General features: G+C 64.6%; 16 protein-coding genes and 1 tRNA gene. All 17 read right to left on the bottom strand.

Going from position 1 to position 15,492, the window contains the following annotated elements; genetic code table 11:
- Positions 1–10: 10 nt before the first annotated feature.
- The 17 genes from EJI01_RS08975 to EJI01_RS08895 all read right to left on the bottom strand — a co-directional run bounded on the left by EJI01_RS08975 (position 11) and on the right by EJI01_RS08895 (position 15,435).
- A complete protein-coding gene (locus EJI01_RS08975) occupies positions 11–1,486 on the bottom strand; it encodes an NADH-quinone oxidoreductase subunit M (protein WP_126836762.1) in 1,476 nt (491 codons plus the stop codon).
- Positions 1,487–1,513: 27 nt separating this feature from the next.
- Entirely contained in the window at positions 1,514–3,550 is a 2,037-nt protein-coding gene (gene nuoL / locus EJI01_RS08970) for an NADH-quinone oxidoreductase subunit L (RefSeq protein WP_126836761.1), read from the bottom strand.
- Between the two features lie 9 nt (positions 3,551–3,559).
- Positions 3,560–3,868 (bottom strand): NADH-quinone oxidoreductase subunit NuoK, encoded by a 309-nt coding sequence (nuoK, locus tag EJI01_RS08965; RefSeq protein WP_086922746.1) that lies wholly within the window; start codon positions 3,866–3,868, stop codon positions 3,560–3,562.
- Positions 3,865–4,512: an NADH-quinone oxidoreductase subunit J gene (locus tag EJI01_RS08960; protein ID WP_126836760.1), complete on the bottom strand. Its 648-nt coding sequence runs from the start codon at positions 4,510–4,512 to the stop codon at positions 3,865–3,867. The genes nuoK and EJI01_RS08960 overlap by 4 nt, the downstream gene beginning before the upstream one ends.
- A 39-nt stretch (positions 4,513–4,551) precedes the next feature.
- Positions 4,552–5,070 (bottom strand): NADH-quinone oxidoreductase subunit NuoI, encoded by a 519-nt coding sequence (gene nuoI, locus EJI01_RS08955; RefSeq protein ID WP_126836759.1) that lies wholly within the window; start codon positions 5,068–5,070, stop codon positions 4,552–4,554.
- An 11-nt stretch (positions 5,071–5,081) separates the two neighbouring features.
- On the bottom strand, positions 5,082–6,158 hold the full coding sequence (gene nuoH, locus EJI01_RS08950; protein WP_126836758.1) for an NADH-quinone oxidoreductase subunit NuoH: 1,077 nt from the start codon (positions 6,156–6,158) through the stop codon (positions 5,082–5,084).
- Complete coding sequence (gene nuoG / locus EJI01_RS08945; protein ID WP_126836757.1) at positions 6,155–8,308, bottom strand: NADH-quinone oxidoreductase subunit NuoG; 2,154 nt, start codon at positions 8,306–8,308, stop codon at positions 6,155–6,157. The genes nuoH and nuoG overlap by 4 nt, the downstream gene beginning before the upstream one ends.
- A 21-nt stretch (positions 8,309–8,329) precedes the next feature.
- Positions 8,330–9,673, bottom strand: a complete 1,344-nt coding sequence (gene nuoF, locus EJI01_RS08940; protein WP_185878870.1) for an NADH-quinone oxidoreductase subunit NuoF — start codon at positions 9,671–9,673, stop codon at positions 8,330–8,332.
- Entirely contained in the window at positions 9,670–10,194 is a 525-nt protein-coding gene (nuoE, locus tag EJI01_RS08935; RefSeq protein ID WP_126836756.1) for an NADH-quinone oxidoreductase subunit NuoE, read from the bottom strand. Before nuoE ends, nuoF begins: the two co-directional genes overlap by 4 nt.
- An 8-nt stretch (positions 10,195–10,202) precedes the next feature.
- Entirely contained in the window at positions 10,203–11,456 is a 1,254-nt protein-coding gene (locus EJI01_RS08930) for an NADH-quinone oxidoreductase subunit D (protein ID WP_126836755.1), read from the bottom strand.
- A 7-nt stretch (positions 11,457–11,463) separates the two neighbouring features.
- Positions 11,464–12,072 carry an NADH-quinone oxidoreductase subunit C gene (locus EJI01_RS08925; protein WP_126836754.1) on the bottom strand — a complete coding sequence of 203 codons (609 nt, stop codon included), beginning with the start codon at positions 12,070–12,072 and terminating at the stop codon, positions 11,464–11,466.
- A gap of 13 nt (positions 12,073–12,085) precedes the next feature.
- Positions 12,086–12,565: a NuoB/complex I 20 kDa subunit family protein gene (locus EJI01_RS08920; RefSeq protein WP_021008163.1), complete on the bottom strand. Its 480-nt coding sequence runs from the start codon at positions 12,563–12,565 to the stop codon at positions 12,086–12,088.
- Between the two features lie 15 nt (positions 12,566–12,580).
- Positions 12,581–12,940: an NADH-quinone oxidoreductase subunit A gene (locus EJI01_RS08915; protein WP_028248911.1), complete on the bottom strand. Its 360-nt coding sequence runs from the start codon at positions 12,938–12,940 to the stop codon at positions 12,581–12,583.
- Positions 12,941–12,997: 57 nt separating this feature from the next.
- A tRNA-Leu gene (locus EJI01_RS08910) sits at positions 12,998–13,082 on the bottom strand.
- 119 nt (positions 13,083–13,201) lie between these two features.
- Entirely contained in the window at positions 13,202–13,633 is a 432-nt protein-coding gene (secG, locus tag EJI01_RS08905) for a preprotein translocase subunit SecG (RefSeq protein ID WP_126836753.1), read from the bottom strand.
- Positions 13,634–13,672: 39 nt separating this feature from the next.
- On the bottom strand, positions 13,673–14,425 hold the full coding sequence (tpiA, locus tag EJI01_RS08900; RefSeq protein ID WP_126836752.1) for a triose-phosphate isomerase: 753 nt from the start codon (positions 14,423–14,425) through the stop codon (positions 13,673–13,675).
- Positions 14,426–14,436: 11 nt separating this feature from the next.
- A complete protein-coding gene (locus tag EJI01_RS08895) occupies positions 14,437–15,435 on the bottom strand; it encodes an NAD(P)H-quinone oxidoreductase (RefSeq protein WP_126836751.1) in 999 nt (332 codons plus the stop codon).
- Positions 15,436–15,492: the final 57 nt, after the last annotated feature.

The raw sequence follows: 15,492 nt of genomic DNA, 5'->3' as shown, positions 1-15,492 counted from the left end.
GTCATACGACTCATGGAATCTTCGAGGTCGCCACGTGGCGCAGCAGCTCGGCCACCGAGGCGTTCGTCACGTCGGTGAAGGGCTTGGGATAGATTCCCATCCACAGCACCGCGGCCGCGAGCAAGCCTAGCATGAGGAATTCGCGCGCATTGATGTCGCTCAGTTCCTTCACATGGTCGTTGCCCACCGGCCCGAGGTAGACGCGCTTGTACATCCACAACGTATAGGCGGCGCCGAAGATCAGCGCGGTGGAGGCGCCCAGGCCGAGCCAGAAGTTGGCCTTGACCGCGCCGAGGATCACCATCCATTCGCCGACGAAGCCGGCGGTGGCGGGCAGCCCGCAGTTGGCCATGGCGAACAGCAGCGCGAAGGCCGCGAACTTGGGCATGGTGTTGACCACGCCGCCGTAGTCGGCGATCTGGCGCGAGTGCACGCGGTCGTAGAGCACGCCGATGCAAAGGAACATGGCGCCCGAGACGAAGCCGTGCGCGATCATCTGCACGATGCCGCCCGACACGCCGAGATCGTTGAAGATGAAGAAGCCCAGCGTCACGAAGCCCATGTGCGCCACCGACGAATAGGCAACCAGCTTCTTCATGTCCTGCTGCACCAGCGCCACCAGGCCGACGTAGATGACGGCGATCAGCGACAGCCCGATCATGAGCCAGGCCCATTCGTGTGCGGCATCGGGCGCGATCGGCATCGAGAAACGCAGGAAGCCGTAGGCGCCGAGCTTCAGCATGATCGCGGCCAGCACGGCCGAGCCGCCCGTGGGCGCCTCGACGTGCACGTCGGGCAGCCAGGTGTGGACCGGCCACATCGGCACCTTGACTGCGAACGCCGCGAAGAAGGCGAAGAACAGGAAGGTCTGCGCGCCCGCGGGAAGCGGCAGCTTGTGCCAGCTCAGGATGTCGAAGCTGCCGCCCGACTTGTTGTACAGGTAGATCAGCGCGACCAGCATCAGGAGCGAGCCGAGCAGCGTGTAGATGAAGAACTTGAAGGCCGCGTAGATCTTGTTGGGACCGCCCCAGATGCCGATGATCAGGTACATCGGGATCAGCGTGGCTTCGAAGAAGACGTAGAACAGGATGCCGTCGAGCGCCGAGAAGGAGCCGATCATGAGGCCCGAGAGAATCAGGAAAGCGCCCATGTACTGGTTGACGCGCTCGGTGATCACCTCCCACGCGGAGATCACGACGATCACCGTGATGAACGCGGTCAAGAGAACCAGCCACAGCGACAGGCCGTCGAGACCCACGTGGTAGTGGATGCTGAAGCGCTCGATCCAACTTCCCTTCTCGACGAACTGCATCGCGGCGGTTCCGTTCTCGAAGCGCGTATACAGCGGAATGGTGACCAGGAAGCTCGCGATCGATCCGACCAGCGCGGTCCAGCGCACGCCGTTCGCATGCTCGTCTTTACCGAAGGCCAGCAGCGCGGCGCCGAACGCGATCGGCACCCAGATGGCAAGGCTCAACAAACCCATTTTTGTTTTATCTCCGGCGCTTTGCGCTTACCTGTTGAACCAGACGAAGTACGTCATGAGGAGGAAGATGCCCATCAGCATCGCGAACGCGTAGTGGTAGATGTAGCCGGACTGCATCCAGCGCATGACGCCGGCGACGCGGCCGATCGCCTTCCACGAGCCGTCGACGATGGCGCCGTCGATGACTCCCTGGTCCCCGCCCTTCCAGAGGCCGGTGCCCAGGGCGCGCGTACCGCGCGCGATGAGGTGCTCGTTGATCCAGTCCATGTAGTACTTGTTGTCGAGCAGCCGATGGACGGGGCCGAAGGCGCGCTTGATGGCCGCCGGCAGCGCGGGATTGACGAGGTACATGTACCAGGCCGTCACCACGCCGGCCAGCGCGAGCCAGAACGGCGCGGCGGTGAGGCCATGCAGCGCCATCGCCATCGGTCCGTGGAAGGCCTCGGCCAGTTCCTTCATCGCATGGTGCTTGCTCTCGTCGATGAAGATCGCGTCGTTGAAGAAGCCGCCGTAGAGCATCGGCTCGATGGTCATGTAGCCGATCACGACCGAGGGAATGGCCAGCAGCACCAGCGGCAGCCAGACCACCCAGGGCGACTCGTGCGGCACGCTGTGATCGTGGTGATGGCCGTGCGGATCCGGTTCCGCATCGTCGCCGTGGTGATTGTTCTCGGGATTCTGGTCGTAGCGTTCCTTGCCGTGGAAGACCAGGAAGTACATGCGGAACGAATAGAAGGCGGTGACGAACACGCCCGCCAGCACCGCCCAGTACGCGAAGCCGGCACCCCAGAGGTGGCTTTCGCGGACGGCTTCGATGATGCTGTCCTTGGAATAGAAGCCCGCGAACAGCGGCGTGCCGATCAGCGCCAGCGAGCCCACCAGCGAGGTGATCCAGGTGATCGGCATGTACTTGCGCACGCCGCCCATCCAGCGGATGTCCTGATTGTGGTGCATGCCGATGATCACCGAGCCGGCGCCGAGGAACAGCAGCGCCTTGAAGAAGGCGTGCGTCATCAGGTGGAACACGGCGACGGAGTACGCCGACGCGCCCAGTGCCACGGTCATGTAGCCGAGCTGCGAGAGCGTCGAGTAGGCGACCACGCGCTTGATGTCGTTCTGGATGATGCCCAGGAAGCCCATGAAGAGCGCGGTGATGGCGCCGATCACGAGCACGAAGGAAAGGGCCGTGTCGCTGAGCTCGAAGAGCGGCGACATGCGCGCCACCATGAAGATGCCGGCCGTCACCATGGTCGCCGCATGGATCAGCGCCGAGATCGGTGTCGGGCCTTCCATCGAGTCGGGCAGCCAGACGTGCAGCGGGAACTGCGCGCTCTTGCCCATCGCGCCGATGAACAGGCAGATGCAGATCACGGTGATCAGCATCCACTCGGTGCCGGGGAAGCTCAGCTGGGCGAGCGAGTCGGCCTTGGCGAAGGCCTCGGCGTAGTTCAGCGTGCCGGCGTAGGCGGCAATCAGCCCGATGCCGAGGATGAAGCCGAAGTCGCCCACGCGGTTGACCAGGAAGGCCTTGAGGTTGGCGAAGATCGCGCTCGGCCTGTTGTACCAGAAGCCGATCAGCAGGTAGGACACCAGGCCCACAGCTTCCCAGCCGAAGAACAGCTGCAGCATGTTGTTGCTCATCACGAGCATCAGCATCGAGAAGGTGAACAGCGAGATGTAGGCGAAGAAGCGGTTGTAGCCCTCGTCTTCCTCCATGTAGCCGATGGTGTAGATGTGCACCATCAGCGAGACGAAGGTCACGACGCACATCATCATCGCGGTGAGGCCGTCGACCAGGAAGCCGACTTCCATCCTGAGGCCGCCGACCACCATCCATTCGTAGATGGTGGCGTTGAAGCGGGCGCCGTCGGCCACCACGCTCTTGAGCGTCATGACCGAGATCACGAAGGAGACGAAGACGCCGAGGATGGTCAGCGAATGCGTGATGCGGCGGCCGATATGGTTGCCGCCGAACTTGGTGCCGAACAGGCCGGCCAGCACGGAGCCGACCAGGGGCGCCAGCGGCACGGCCAACAATGCGGATGCGGAAAGTGTTGCGCTCATATGTCAGTCCTAGCCCTTGAGCGCGTTGAGTTCGTCGACGTTGATGTTCGACTTGTTGCGGAACAAGAGGACCAGCAGCGCCAGCCCGATGGCCGATTCGGCCGCGGCCACGGTCAGGATGAAGAACACGAAGATCTGGCCATGCATGTCGCCCAGGAAGTACGAGAAGGCGACGAAGTTCACGTTGACGGCGAGCAGCATCAGCTCGATGCACATCAAGAGCACGATCAGGTTCTTGCGGTTGAGGAAGATGCCGATCACCGAGAGTGCGAAAAGCATCGCACCCAGCGAGAGGAAGTGTCCGAGCGTGAGCGTCATGCCTTGGTCTCCCCGGCTGGCGGTGTTTCTGGAGCGACCGGCGGCGCCGCGCGTGTGACGGGCATCTGCACGATGCGCACGCGGTCGCGCGCCTTCACGCGCACCTGGTCGGCCGGGTTCACGTACTTGCTGTCCTTGCGGGTGCGCAGCGTGAGCGCTATGGCCGCGACGATGGCGACCAGCAGGATGACGGCAGCGATCTCCAGCGGGTAGAGGTATTCGGTGTAGAGCAGCTTGCCGAGCTCGAGCGTGTTGGAAGTGCCGGGCCCGGAGGCCATGGCGGTCTTCGGCTCGGCGAGACGGAAGCCTCCCATCAGCACCGCGGCCATCTCGAGCGCGATCAGCGCGCCGACGCCGGCGGCGAGCGGAAAGTGCTTCCAGAAGCCCTCGCGCAACGCGTCGACGTTGATGTCGAGCATCATCACGACGAACAGGAACAGCACCATCACCGCGCCTACGTAGACGAGCACCAGCGAGATCGCCAGGAACTCGGCGCGCAGCAGCAGCCAGATGGCCGATGCCTGGAAGAATGCAAGCACCAGGTAGAGCGCGGCGTACACGGGGTTGCGCGCGGTGATGACACGGAAGGCCGCGAAAAGCAGCACCGCGGCAAACAGATAGAACAGGCCGGTCTTGACGTCCATGGATCGGGTTCGTTTTTGTGAGGATCGGGCCGTCCCGCCTCAGCGGTACTTGGCATCCGCTGCCTTGTTGGCAGCGATTTCTTTTTCGTAGCGGTCACCGACCGCCAGCAGCATGTCCTTGGTGAAGTACAGGTCGCCGCGCTTCTCGCCGTGGTATTCGAAGATGTGGGTCTCGACGATGGAATCGACCGGGCAGCTCTCTTCGCAGAAGCCGCAGAAGATGCACTTGGTCAGGTCGATGTCGTAGCGCGTGGTGCGGCGCGAGCCGTCGTCGCGCACGTCCGATTCGATGGTGATCGCAAGCGCCGGACAGACCGCCTCGCAAAGCTTGCAGGCGATGCAGCGCTCCTCGCCATTCTCGTAACGGCGCAGCGCGTGCAAGCCGCGGAAGCGCGGCGACAGCGGCGTCTTCTCTTCGGGAAACTGCACGGTGATCTTGCGGCTGAAGGCGTACTTGCCGGTGAGCGCAAGGCCCTTGAACAACTCGACCAACATGAAGCTGGACAGGAAGTCCTTGAGCGAGAACGGCGCCGGCGAGATTGCGGTGTGCGCAGACATGGCGATTCCAGTTATTTCCAGATGTTGTACGGGGTCTGCATCCAGGCGCCGACCACCACCAGCCACACGAGCGTGACCGGAATGAAGATCTTCCAGCCGAGCCGCATGATCTGGTCGTAGCGGAAGCGCGGGAAAGTCGAGCGGACCCACAGGAACATGGTGACCACGACGAAGGTCTTGATGCCCAGCCAGATCCAGCCCGGGATGAAGGCGAGGAAGTCGAAGGGAGGCAGCCAGCCGCCGAGGAACAGCACGGCGCACAGGATCGAGACCAGCCACATGTTGGCGTACTCGGCCAGGAAGAACATCGCGAAGCTCATGCCCGAGTACTCGATCATGTGGCCGGCGACGATTTCCGATTCGCCTTCCACCACGTCGAAGGGATGGCGGTTGGTTTCGGCCAGGCCCGAGATGAAGTAGACGAGGAAGATCGGCAGCAGCGACAGCCAGTTCCAAGACAGGAAGCCGATGCCCATCGAGGCGAAATGCCCCTTGCCCTGCCCCATCACGATGTCGGTCATATTGAGGCTGGCCGAGACCATGAGCACGACGACGAAGCAGAAGCCCATCGCGATCTCGTAGCTGACCATCTGCGCCGAGGCGCGCAGCGCGCCGAGGAAGGCGTACTTCGAGTTCGAGGCCCAGCCCGCGATGATCACGCCGTAGACCTCGAGCGAGGTGATGGCCATGACGAACAACAGGCCGGCATTGATGTTGGCCAGTGCGACGTCGGGACCGAACGGGATCACGACCCAGGCGACCAGCGCCGGCATGATGGTCATGATCGGCCCGAGCAGGAACAAGCCCTTGTTCGCGACCGTGGGCAGGATGATTTCCTTGGTCAGGAGCTTGAGCGCGTCGGCGATGGGTTGCAGCAAGCCCAGCGGGCCGATGCGGTTGGGGCCGAGGCGGATCTGCGTGAAGCCGATGGCCTTGCGCTCCCACAGCGTCAGGTAGGCGACCGCGCCCATCAGCGGCAGCACCACGACCACGATCTTGATCAGCGTCCAGATCACCGGCCACGCCAGGCCGGTCCACCAGGGCGCCGCGACCAGGCCCAGGCCGAATCCGTGCAGGGTGTCGATCATGCGAACACCTCCTGCGCGGCCGCGGCCTGCGTTGTGCGCGCATCGGCCGTCAGTTGCAGCGACGGTGCGCGGCGAACGATCGAATCGAGCTGGTAGATGCCGGCGACGACCGGCGGCGCGGCATGGGAGGCGCGTTCGCCATCGAGGCGGGCCGCGGTGCCATTGCTCAGCTTGTCGGCCGGCACGCCGGCGCCTGCGCCGATGTCGGCCAGCACCTCGGCCGTCGATTCGAAGGAGAAGCCCGAAAGGCCCAGCAGGTTGGCCAGCACGCGCAGCACCTTCCAGGCCGGACGCGTTTCGCCGAGCGGCTTCACGACCGCATGAAAACTCTGCACGCGGCCCTCCGCATTGACGAAGGTGCCCGGCGTTTCGGTGAAGGGCGCGATCGGCAGCAGCACGTCGCTGAATTCGACGTTGGCCTTGAAGGGGCTCAGCGTCACGACCATCTGGGCGTGCGTGAGCGCGTCGGCTGCGGCGGCACCGGTGGCCGAGTCGAACACCGGCTCGGTGTTGAGCAGCAGCACCGCCTTGAGCGCGCCGCCCAGCATCTCTCCCGCATTCAACCCGCCTTCGGCGGGCAGCGCGCCGACCAGCTGCGCACCGACCGTGTTGGCGGCCTCTGTGAGATAGCCGACGCTGGCCCCGGTCTGGGCGCCGATCCAGTTCGCCAGCGCCAGCAACGCGCCGGCGTCGACATGGTGGGCGGCCGCATTGCCGAGCAGGATGGCCTTGCGCTCGCCGCCGAGCAGCGACGCCGCGATGGCCTTGGCCGCATCGCCCGGCGCATCGCTGCCGGCCACCGGCGCCGCGGCGCCGGTGCTGGCGGCCACGGCGCCGGCGATCTCGGCCAGCGCGTCCACCCAGTCCTGTGCCGGCACGCGCACGGCGTTCGCCACCGGCATGGCCCAGGCTTCGTCGTCGGCCAGCAGTTCGGGCGACGTCAATGCGTTGAGCACACCGCCCTTGCGTACCGCCTGGCGGATGCGCTGCGCGAACAGCGGATGGTCCTTGCGCAGATTGCTGCCGATCACGAGCGTGCGCTGCAGTTGCGACAGCGATGCGATCGAGGTGCCGAGCCAGCGCACGCCTTCGAAGGCGTTGAACTCGGCGTTGCGCAGCCGGTAGTCGATGTTGGCGCTGCCCAGACCCTGCGTCAGCAGCTTGGCCAGGTGCAGTTCTTCGAGCGTGCTGTGCGGGCTCGCAAGCGTACCGATGCTCTGCGCGCCGTGGTCGGCCTTGATCTGCTTCAGGCCGTTGGCCACGTACTCGAGCGCGGTCTGCCAGTCGACCTGCTGCCACTGGCCGCCCTGCTTCAGCATGGGCTGCGAGAGGCGCTCGGGGCCGTTGAGTGCTTCGTACGAAAAGCGGTCGCGGTCGGCGATCCAGCATTCGTTGACGTCTTCGTTCTCGAGCGGCACCACGCGCATCACGCGGTTGTTCTTGACTTGGACGATCAGGTTGGCGCCGGTCGAATCGTGCGGGCTCACGGATTTGCGGCGCGAGAGCTCCCAGGTGCGGGCGCTGTAGCGGAAGGGCTTGCTCGTGAGCGCGCCCACGGGACAGATGTCGATCATGTTGCCCGAGAGCTCGGAGTCGACCGAATCGCCGAGGAAGGTCTCGATCTCGGAATGCTCGCCGCGTTGCGTCATGCCGAGCTCCATCACGCCGGCCACTTCCTGGCCGAAGCGCACGCAGCGCGTGCAATGGATGCAGCGGCTCATCTCTTCCATGCTGATGAGCGGGCCCACGTCCTTGTGGAACACCACGCGCTTTTCTTCTTCATAGCGCGAGGACGAGCCGCCGTAGCCGACGGCCAGGTCTTGCAGCTGGCATTCGCCGCCCTGGTCGCAGATCGGGCAATCGAGTGGATGGTTGATCAGCAGGAACTCCATCACCGACTGCTGGGCCTTGATCGCCTTGTCGCTCTTGGTGCGCACGATCATGCCCTGCGTCACCGGCGTGGCGCAGGCCGGCATGGGCTTGGGCGCCTTTTCGACGTCGACCAGGCACATGCGGCAGTTGGCCGCGATGCTGAGCTTCTTGTGATAGCAGAAGTGCGGGATGTAGGTGCCCGCCTTGTCGGCCGCATGCATGATCATGCTGCCTTCGACGATTTCGACCTTCTTGCCGTCGAGTTCGATTTCAACCATATGTGTATGTGTTATTCGCGCTCAGGCCTTGACGGGTGCCTTCGGGACGTAGCCCGGAATCAAGGCTTCGAACTCGTGACGGAAGTGCTTGATCATGGCGCGCACCGGCATCGCCGCGGCGTCGCCGAGCGCGCAGATGGTGCGGCCCTGGATGTTGTCGGCCACCGAATTGAGCAGCTCCATATCGCTCGGCTTGCCGTGGCCGTTGTGGATGCGATCCACCACGCGCCAGAGCCAGCCCGTGCCTTCGCGGCACGGCGTGCACTGGCCGCAGGACTCGTGCATGTAGAAGTACGACAGGCGCCTGAGCGACTCGACCATCGAGCGGCTGTCGTCCATCACGATCACCGCACCCGAGCCCAGCATCGAGCCGGCCTTGGCGATGGAGTCGTAGTCCATCGTGCACTCCATCATGATCGAGGCCGGCAGCACCGGGGCCGACGAACCGCCGGGAATCACGGCCTTGAGCTGGCGGCCCTTGCGCACGCCGCCTGCGAGTTCGAGCAGCTTGGAGAAGGGCGTGCCCATCGGCACTTCATAGTTGCCGGGCAGTTCGACGTCGCCGCTGACCGAGTAGATCTTCGTGCCGCCGTTGTTCGGCTTGCCGCATTCCAGATACGCCGGGCCACCGTTGACGATGATCCACGGCACGGCCGCGAAGGTCTCGGTGTTGTTGATGGTGGTCGGCTTGCCGTAGAGACCGAAGCTCGCAGGGAACGGCGGCTTGAAGCGCGGCTGGCCTTTCTTGCCTTCCAGCGATTCGAGCAAGGCGGTTTCTTCGCCGCAGATGTAGGCGCCGAAGCCGTGAGACGCATGCAGCTGGAAGTTGAAGCTGCTGCCGAGGATGGCGTCGCCCAGGTAGCCGGCGGCGCGCGCTTCTTCCAATGCTTCCTCGAAACGATCGTAGGTCTGGAAGATCTCGCCGTGGATGTAGTTGTAGCCCACGCTGATGCCCATCGCATAGGCAGCGATGGCCATGCCCTCGATCACGATGTGCGGGTTGAACTGCAGGATGTCTCGGTCCTTGCAGGTACCGGGCTCGCCCTCGTCCGAATTGCAGACCAGGTACTTCTGGCCCGGGAACTGGCGCGGCATGAAGCTCCACTTGAGGCCGGTCGGGAAGCCTGCGCCGCCGCGGCCGCGCAGGCCCGAAGCCTTGACCTCGGCGATCACCTGCTCGGGCGTCATGCCTTCGGAGAGGATCTTGCGCAGCGCCTTGTAGCCGCCTCGCGCTTCGTAGTCGGCCAGGCGCCAGTTGGTGCCGTCGAGGCCGGCATAGATCTGCGGCTCGATGTGGCGGTCGTGAAAGCAGGTCTGGACGCCGGTGGCCTGGAACTGCGAAAGCACTTGCTCGGGTGTCATCATTGCGTGCTCCCCGTCGTCGAAGTGCGCAGGCCGTCGATCAGCTGATCGAGCTTTTCGTTGCTCATGAAGCTGCACATGGTGCGGTCGTTGACCAGCATCACCGGCGAATCGGCGCAGGCGCCGAGGCACTCGCTCTGCTGCAGCGTGAACATGCCGTCAGGCGTGGTCTCGCCCATGTGGATGCCGAGCTTCTTCTCGAGATGGGCCAGCGCCACCGCGCCGTCGCGCAGCTGGCACGGCAGGTTGGTGCATACGTTGAGCTTGAACTTGCCCACCGGCTGCTGGTTGTACATGTTGTAGAAGGTCGTGACCTCGTGCACCGCGATCGGCGCCATGCCGAGGTAGGCGGCGATCTCGCGCTCGCGCTGCACGCTGACGAAGCCTTCGTCCTTCTGCACGATCGCGAGGCAGGCCATCACGGCCGACTGCTTGCCGGCCGGCGGGTACTTGGCGACCTCGCGCGCAAAGAGCTCCAGCGTGGCGGCCGAAAGCGGCGCCTGATTGCTGCTGTGGGTGGTCATTCGTTCGCTCACCTGTCGATCTCGCCGAACACGATGTCCATGGTGCCAATCACCGCGACCGCGTCGGCAATCATGTGGCCGCGCGACATCTCGTCGAGCGCCGCCAGATGCGGGAAGCCCGGCGCGCGGATCTTCAGACGGTAGGGCTTGTTGGCGCCATCGCTCACGAGATAGATGCCGAACTCGCCCTTGGGATGCTCGACGGCGGCATAGGCCTCGCCTTCGGGCACGTGGAAGCCTTCGGTGAAGAGCTTGAAATGGTGGATCAGCTCCTCCATGTTGGCCTTCATCGATTCGCGCGCCGGCGCCGCGACCTTGTGGTTGTCGGTGATCACCGGGCCCGGGTTGGCACGCAGCCAGGCCGAGCACTGCTGGATGATGCGGTTGGCCTGGCGCATTTCCTCGACCCGCACGAGATAGCGGTCGTAGCAGTCGCCGGTCTTGCCGACCGGGACGTCGAACTCCATCTGGTCGTAGACGTCGTAGGGCTGCTTCTTGCGCAGATCCCATTCGATGCCGGAACCGCGCAGCATCGGGCCGGTAAAGCCGAGGTTCAGCGCGCGCTCGGGCGTGACCACGCCGATGCCGACGGTGCGCTGCTTCCAGATGCGGTTGTCGGTGAGCAGCGTCTCGTACTCGTCGACCATCTTGGGGAAGCGTTTGCAGAAGTCGTCGATGAAATCCAGCAGCGAGCCGCGGCGATTTTCGTTGAGACGCTCGATCGCCTTCGCGTTCTTGATCTTGCTGACCTTGTACTGCGGCATCGCGTCGGGCAGGTCGCGGTAGACGCCGCCCGGACGGAAGTAGGCCGCGTGCATGCGCGCGCCCGAGACCGCCTCGTACATGTCGAACAGGTCCTCGCGCTCGCGGAAGCAGTAGATGAGCATGTTCATCGCACCGCAGTCAAGGCCGTGCGCGCCCAGCCACAGAAGGTGGTTCAGCAGGCGCGTGATCTCGGCGAACATCACGCGGATGTACTGCGCGCGGATGGGCACGTCGAGACCCATGAGCCGCTCGATCGCGAGACAGTACGCGTGCTCGTTGCTCATCATCGAGACGTAGTCGAGCCGGTCCATGTAGGGCAGCGACTGGATGTAGGTGCGCGTCTCGGCGAGCTTTTCGGTCGCGCGGTGCAGGAGGCCGATGTGCGGATCGGCGCGCTGTATGACTTCACCGTCGAGCTCGAGCACCAGGCGCAGCACACCGTGCGCCGCGGGGTGCTGGGGCCCGAAGTTCAGCGTGTAGTTCTTGATTTCGGCCATGTCGGTTTCAGTGCAATCCGCCGTAGTTGTCTTCGCGAATCACGCGCGGCGTGATCTCGCGCGGCTCGATCGAGACCGGCTGGTAGATCACACGCTTCTGTTCCGCGTCGTAACGCATCTCGACGTGACCGGATACCGGGAAGTCCTTGCGGAACGGGTGACCGATGAAGCCGTAGTCGGTCAGGATGCGGCGCAGGTCGTCGTGGCCTTCGAACACGATGCCGTAGAGGTCGAAGGCTTCGCGCTCGAACCAGCCGGCGGCGTTCCAGATGCCGGTCAGCGAATCGATCACCGGCAGATCTTCGTTCGGCACGAACACCTTGAGGCGCACGCGCTGGTTGAGGCTCACGGAAAGCAGATGCGTCGCCACGCAGAAGCGCTCGCCCTGCCACTCGCCTTCGCGGTAGTCGGAGTAGTCCAGGCCGCAGAGATCGATCAGTTGCTCGAAGCGGCAGCCGGGCGCATCGCGCAGCAGGGTCGCAGCTTCCAGATAGTCGGCCGCGCCGACTACCACCGTCACTTCGCCGAGCGCGAGCGTGACGCTCTTGGCCTTGGCGCCGAGCGTTTCAGTGATCTGGGTCTGCAGTGCCTCGGGAGAAATGGCAAAGTCGGTCATCGTCTTTCGCTTCTCAGGCACGCGCGATCGTGTTGGTGCGGCGGATCTTCTGCTGGAGCTGGATGATTCCGTACAGCAGCGCCTCGGCGGTCGGCGGGCAGCCCGGCACGTAGACGTCGACCGGCACGATGCGGTCGCAGCCGCGCACCACCGAGTAGCTGTAATGGTAGTAGCCGCCGCCGTTGGCGCACGAGCCCATCGACAGCACCCAGCGAGGCTCGGGCATCTGGTCGTAGACCTTGCGCAGCGCCGGCGCCATCTTGTTGCACAGCGTGCCGGCCACGATCATCAGATCGGATTGGCGCGGGCTCGGGCGAAACAGCATGCCGAAGCGGTCGATGTCGTAACGCGCGGCACCCGCGTGCATCATTTCCACGGCACAGCAGGCCAGACCGAAGGTCATCGGCCACAGTGATCCGGTCTTGGCCCAGTTCACCACCGAGTCGTAGGTGGTGGTGACGAAGCCTTCCTTCATGACGCCTTCAATGGCCATTTTGCGGATTCCTTGTCATTCCCAGTCGAGCGCGCCCTTTTTCCACTCGTAGACGAAGCCCACGACGAGGATGGCGAGAAAAATCATCATGGCCCAGAAGCCGACCGGACCGATTTCCTTGAGCGCGATCGCCCACGGGAAGAGAAAGGCGATCTCGAGGTCAAAAAGAATGAAGAGAATCGCCACGAGGTAGTAGCGCACGTCGAACTTCATGCGCGCGTCTTCGAAGGCCTCGAAGCCGCATTCGTAGGGGGAATTCTTTTGAGCGTCGGGCCGGTTGGGGCCGAGGATGTAACCGAGAACCTGCGGTGCGACGCCGACACCGACTCCGACCAGGATGAACAACAGGACGGGAAGGTAGGAATCGAGGTTCATCGGGGTCTTTTACCGCTTGACGCCGGCAGGAAGACGAAGCTTCCTGCCGACGAGATTTGGTGCGGTCGGCGAGACTCGAACTCGCACAGCTTTCGCCACTACCCCCTCAAGATAGCGTGTCTACCAATTTCACCACGACCGCGGTTTTGTGTGTCCGGATGGCATGAGGAACCCGAGAGGGTTTTGGCTTTCCGGACAGCTTTAGAGTTTACCCTGAAATGAAGTCGCTTTCGGTCGGTGACCGCATCGAAAACGACAGGATCACTTGGTCGGGATCTGCGCAGCGCCCGAAGCCGGTGCAGCAGGTGCCGGGGCCGGTGCATTCGCGCCGGGTGCCGCAGCAGGTGCGTTGCCGGAAGGAATCTGCGATGCGGGGCCCGAAGGTGCGGGGGTAGGCGTCGGCGCCGGCACGCCGATCGCGGCGCGCTCGAGCAGGCTGCCGCCGCCCGTGGGCCGTGCATGGCTGAAGTAGGCGAGCAGCAAGGTGCAGGCGAAGAACACGGCGGCGAGAACGCCGGTGGTGCGCGAAAGAAAGTTCGCGCTGCCGCTGGCACCGAACAGGCTGCCCGCACTGCCGCTGCCGAAGGCCGCACCCATGTCGGCGCCCTTGCCGTGCTGGATCAGGATCAGGCCGATCATCGCGAGTGCGGTGAGCATCTGTACGCCCACCAGGATATTGAGGACCATGTTCATTCGTTCTAACTCCTAAATTCGTTCGCTGCTGCGCTGGTCTCAGCGTGCCGCAGCAATGATCTGCAAAAAGTCGGGGGCCTTGAGGGAAGCGCCGCCGATCAGCCCCCCGTCGATGTCGGCCTGGGCCAGCAGCTCGGCCGCATTGGCGGCGTTCATGCTGCCGCCATAGAGGATGCGGATGCCCGCCGCGTGTTCGCTGGCCGCGTGATGCAGTTGCGCGCGCAGCACGGCGTGCACCGCCTGCGCCTGCTCGGGCGTCGCAGTCTTGCCGGTGCCGATGGCCCAGACGGGCTCGTAGGCCACCACGATCTCGCTGATGCAGTGGCCATTGACATGGATCACCGCGGCGAGCTGGCGCTTGACGACCTCCTCGGTCTGCCCTGCCTCGCGCTGCGCCAGTGTTTCGCCGACACAGACGATGGGCGTGATGCCGTTCGCGAGCGCGGCAGCCGTCTTGGCCGCCACCAGTTCGTCGGTTTCGCCATGGTATTGGCGGCGCTCCGAATGGCCCACGATCGCGTAGCGCACGCCGAAGTCCTTCAGCATCGCAGCCGATTGCTCGCCGGTGAATGCGCCTTGCGGCTGGGCCGACACATCCTGCGCACCCAGCGCGATCGGCGACCCGGCGACGAGCGCCTGCACCTGCGCCAGGTACGGCGCCGAAACGCACACTGCGACATCGCATGAAGGCGTGCCGACGCCCTGCAGCAGCGCCTTCACCAGCGCCTCGTTGGCTGCGAGGCTGCCGTTCATCTTCCAGTTGCCGGCGATGAGATTTTTCTTCGTCGTCATGTCTGTCTCGTTCACCAGGTCAGCACGATCTTGCCGATGTGCTGGTTCGATTCCATCAAGGCATGAGCCTGCGCCGCGCCGCTGGGCTCGCCCTGTGCGGCGAAGGTGCTGTGGATCACCGGCTTGACCGCACCGCTTTCGAGCAGCGGCCAGACCTTTTCGCGCAAGGCCTTCGCGATGGCGCCCTTGAACGCGACCGGCCGCGGACGCAGGGTCGAACCCGTGATCGTGAGGCGGCGGCGCAGCACCTGGCCCGCATTGAAGTCGCTCTTCGTGCCGCCCTGCACCGCGATGATCACGAGCCGGCCGTCCTCGGCCATGCACTCGATCTCGCGCGGCACGTAGGCGCCGGCCACCATGTCGAGCACCACGTCGACGCCCTTGCCGCCGGTGAGGCGCTTGACCTCTTCCGCGAAATCGGAGGTCTTGTAGTTGATCGCATGGTCGGCGCCGAGCTTCTTGCAGGCTTCGCACTTGTCGTCGCTGCCGGCCGTCACGATCACCGTCGCGCCGAAGGCCTTGCCGAGTTGGATGGCCGTGACGCCGATGCCGCTCGAGCCGCCCTGGATCAGCAGCGTCTCGCCCTTCTGCAGACGCGCTCGATCGAACACGTTGCTCCACACGGTGAAGAAGGTTTCGGGCAGGGTCGCTGCCTCCGCATCGCTCCATCCCTTGGGCACCGGCAGGCACTGGGCCACCGGCGCCACGCAGAGTTCCGCATAGCCGCCGCCCGCGATCAGCGCACAGACGCGATCGCCGACGGCGAGGCCGGCCTCGCGCATCGCTGCCACATCGCCCGAAACGATCTCGCCCGCGACCTCGAGCCCCGGCAGATCCGAAGCGCCGGGGGGCACCGGATAGTTGCCGGTGCGCTGGAGCACGTCGGGGCGGTTCACGCCGCTCGCGGCCACGCGAATCAGCAGTTCATTCGCCCCCGCGACAGGCGCGGGACGTTCGGCCACGCGCAGCACCTCGGGGGCGCCGTACGAAGTGATTTCAATGGCTTTCATTCTTTTCTCCGCTGCAGCGCCCGCCCTCGCGAGCGGACGCACGGTGAAATGACGGCA

Source organism: Variovorax sp. MHTC-1, assembly GCF_003984645.1.
In the GTDB taxonomy this organism is placed as follows: Bacteria; Pseudomonadota; Gammaproteobacteria; order Burkholderiales; family Burkholderiaceae_C; genus Variovorax.
Note: the sequence above shows the minus strand (reverse complement) of the source record. Positions and strands in the feature narration are given on the sequence as shown.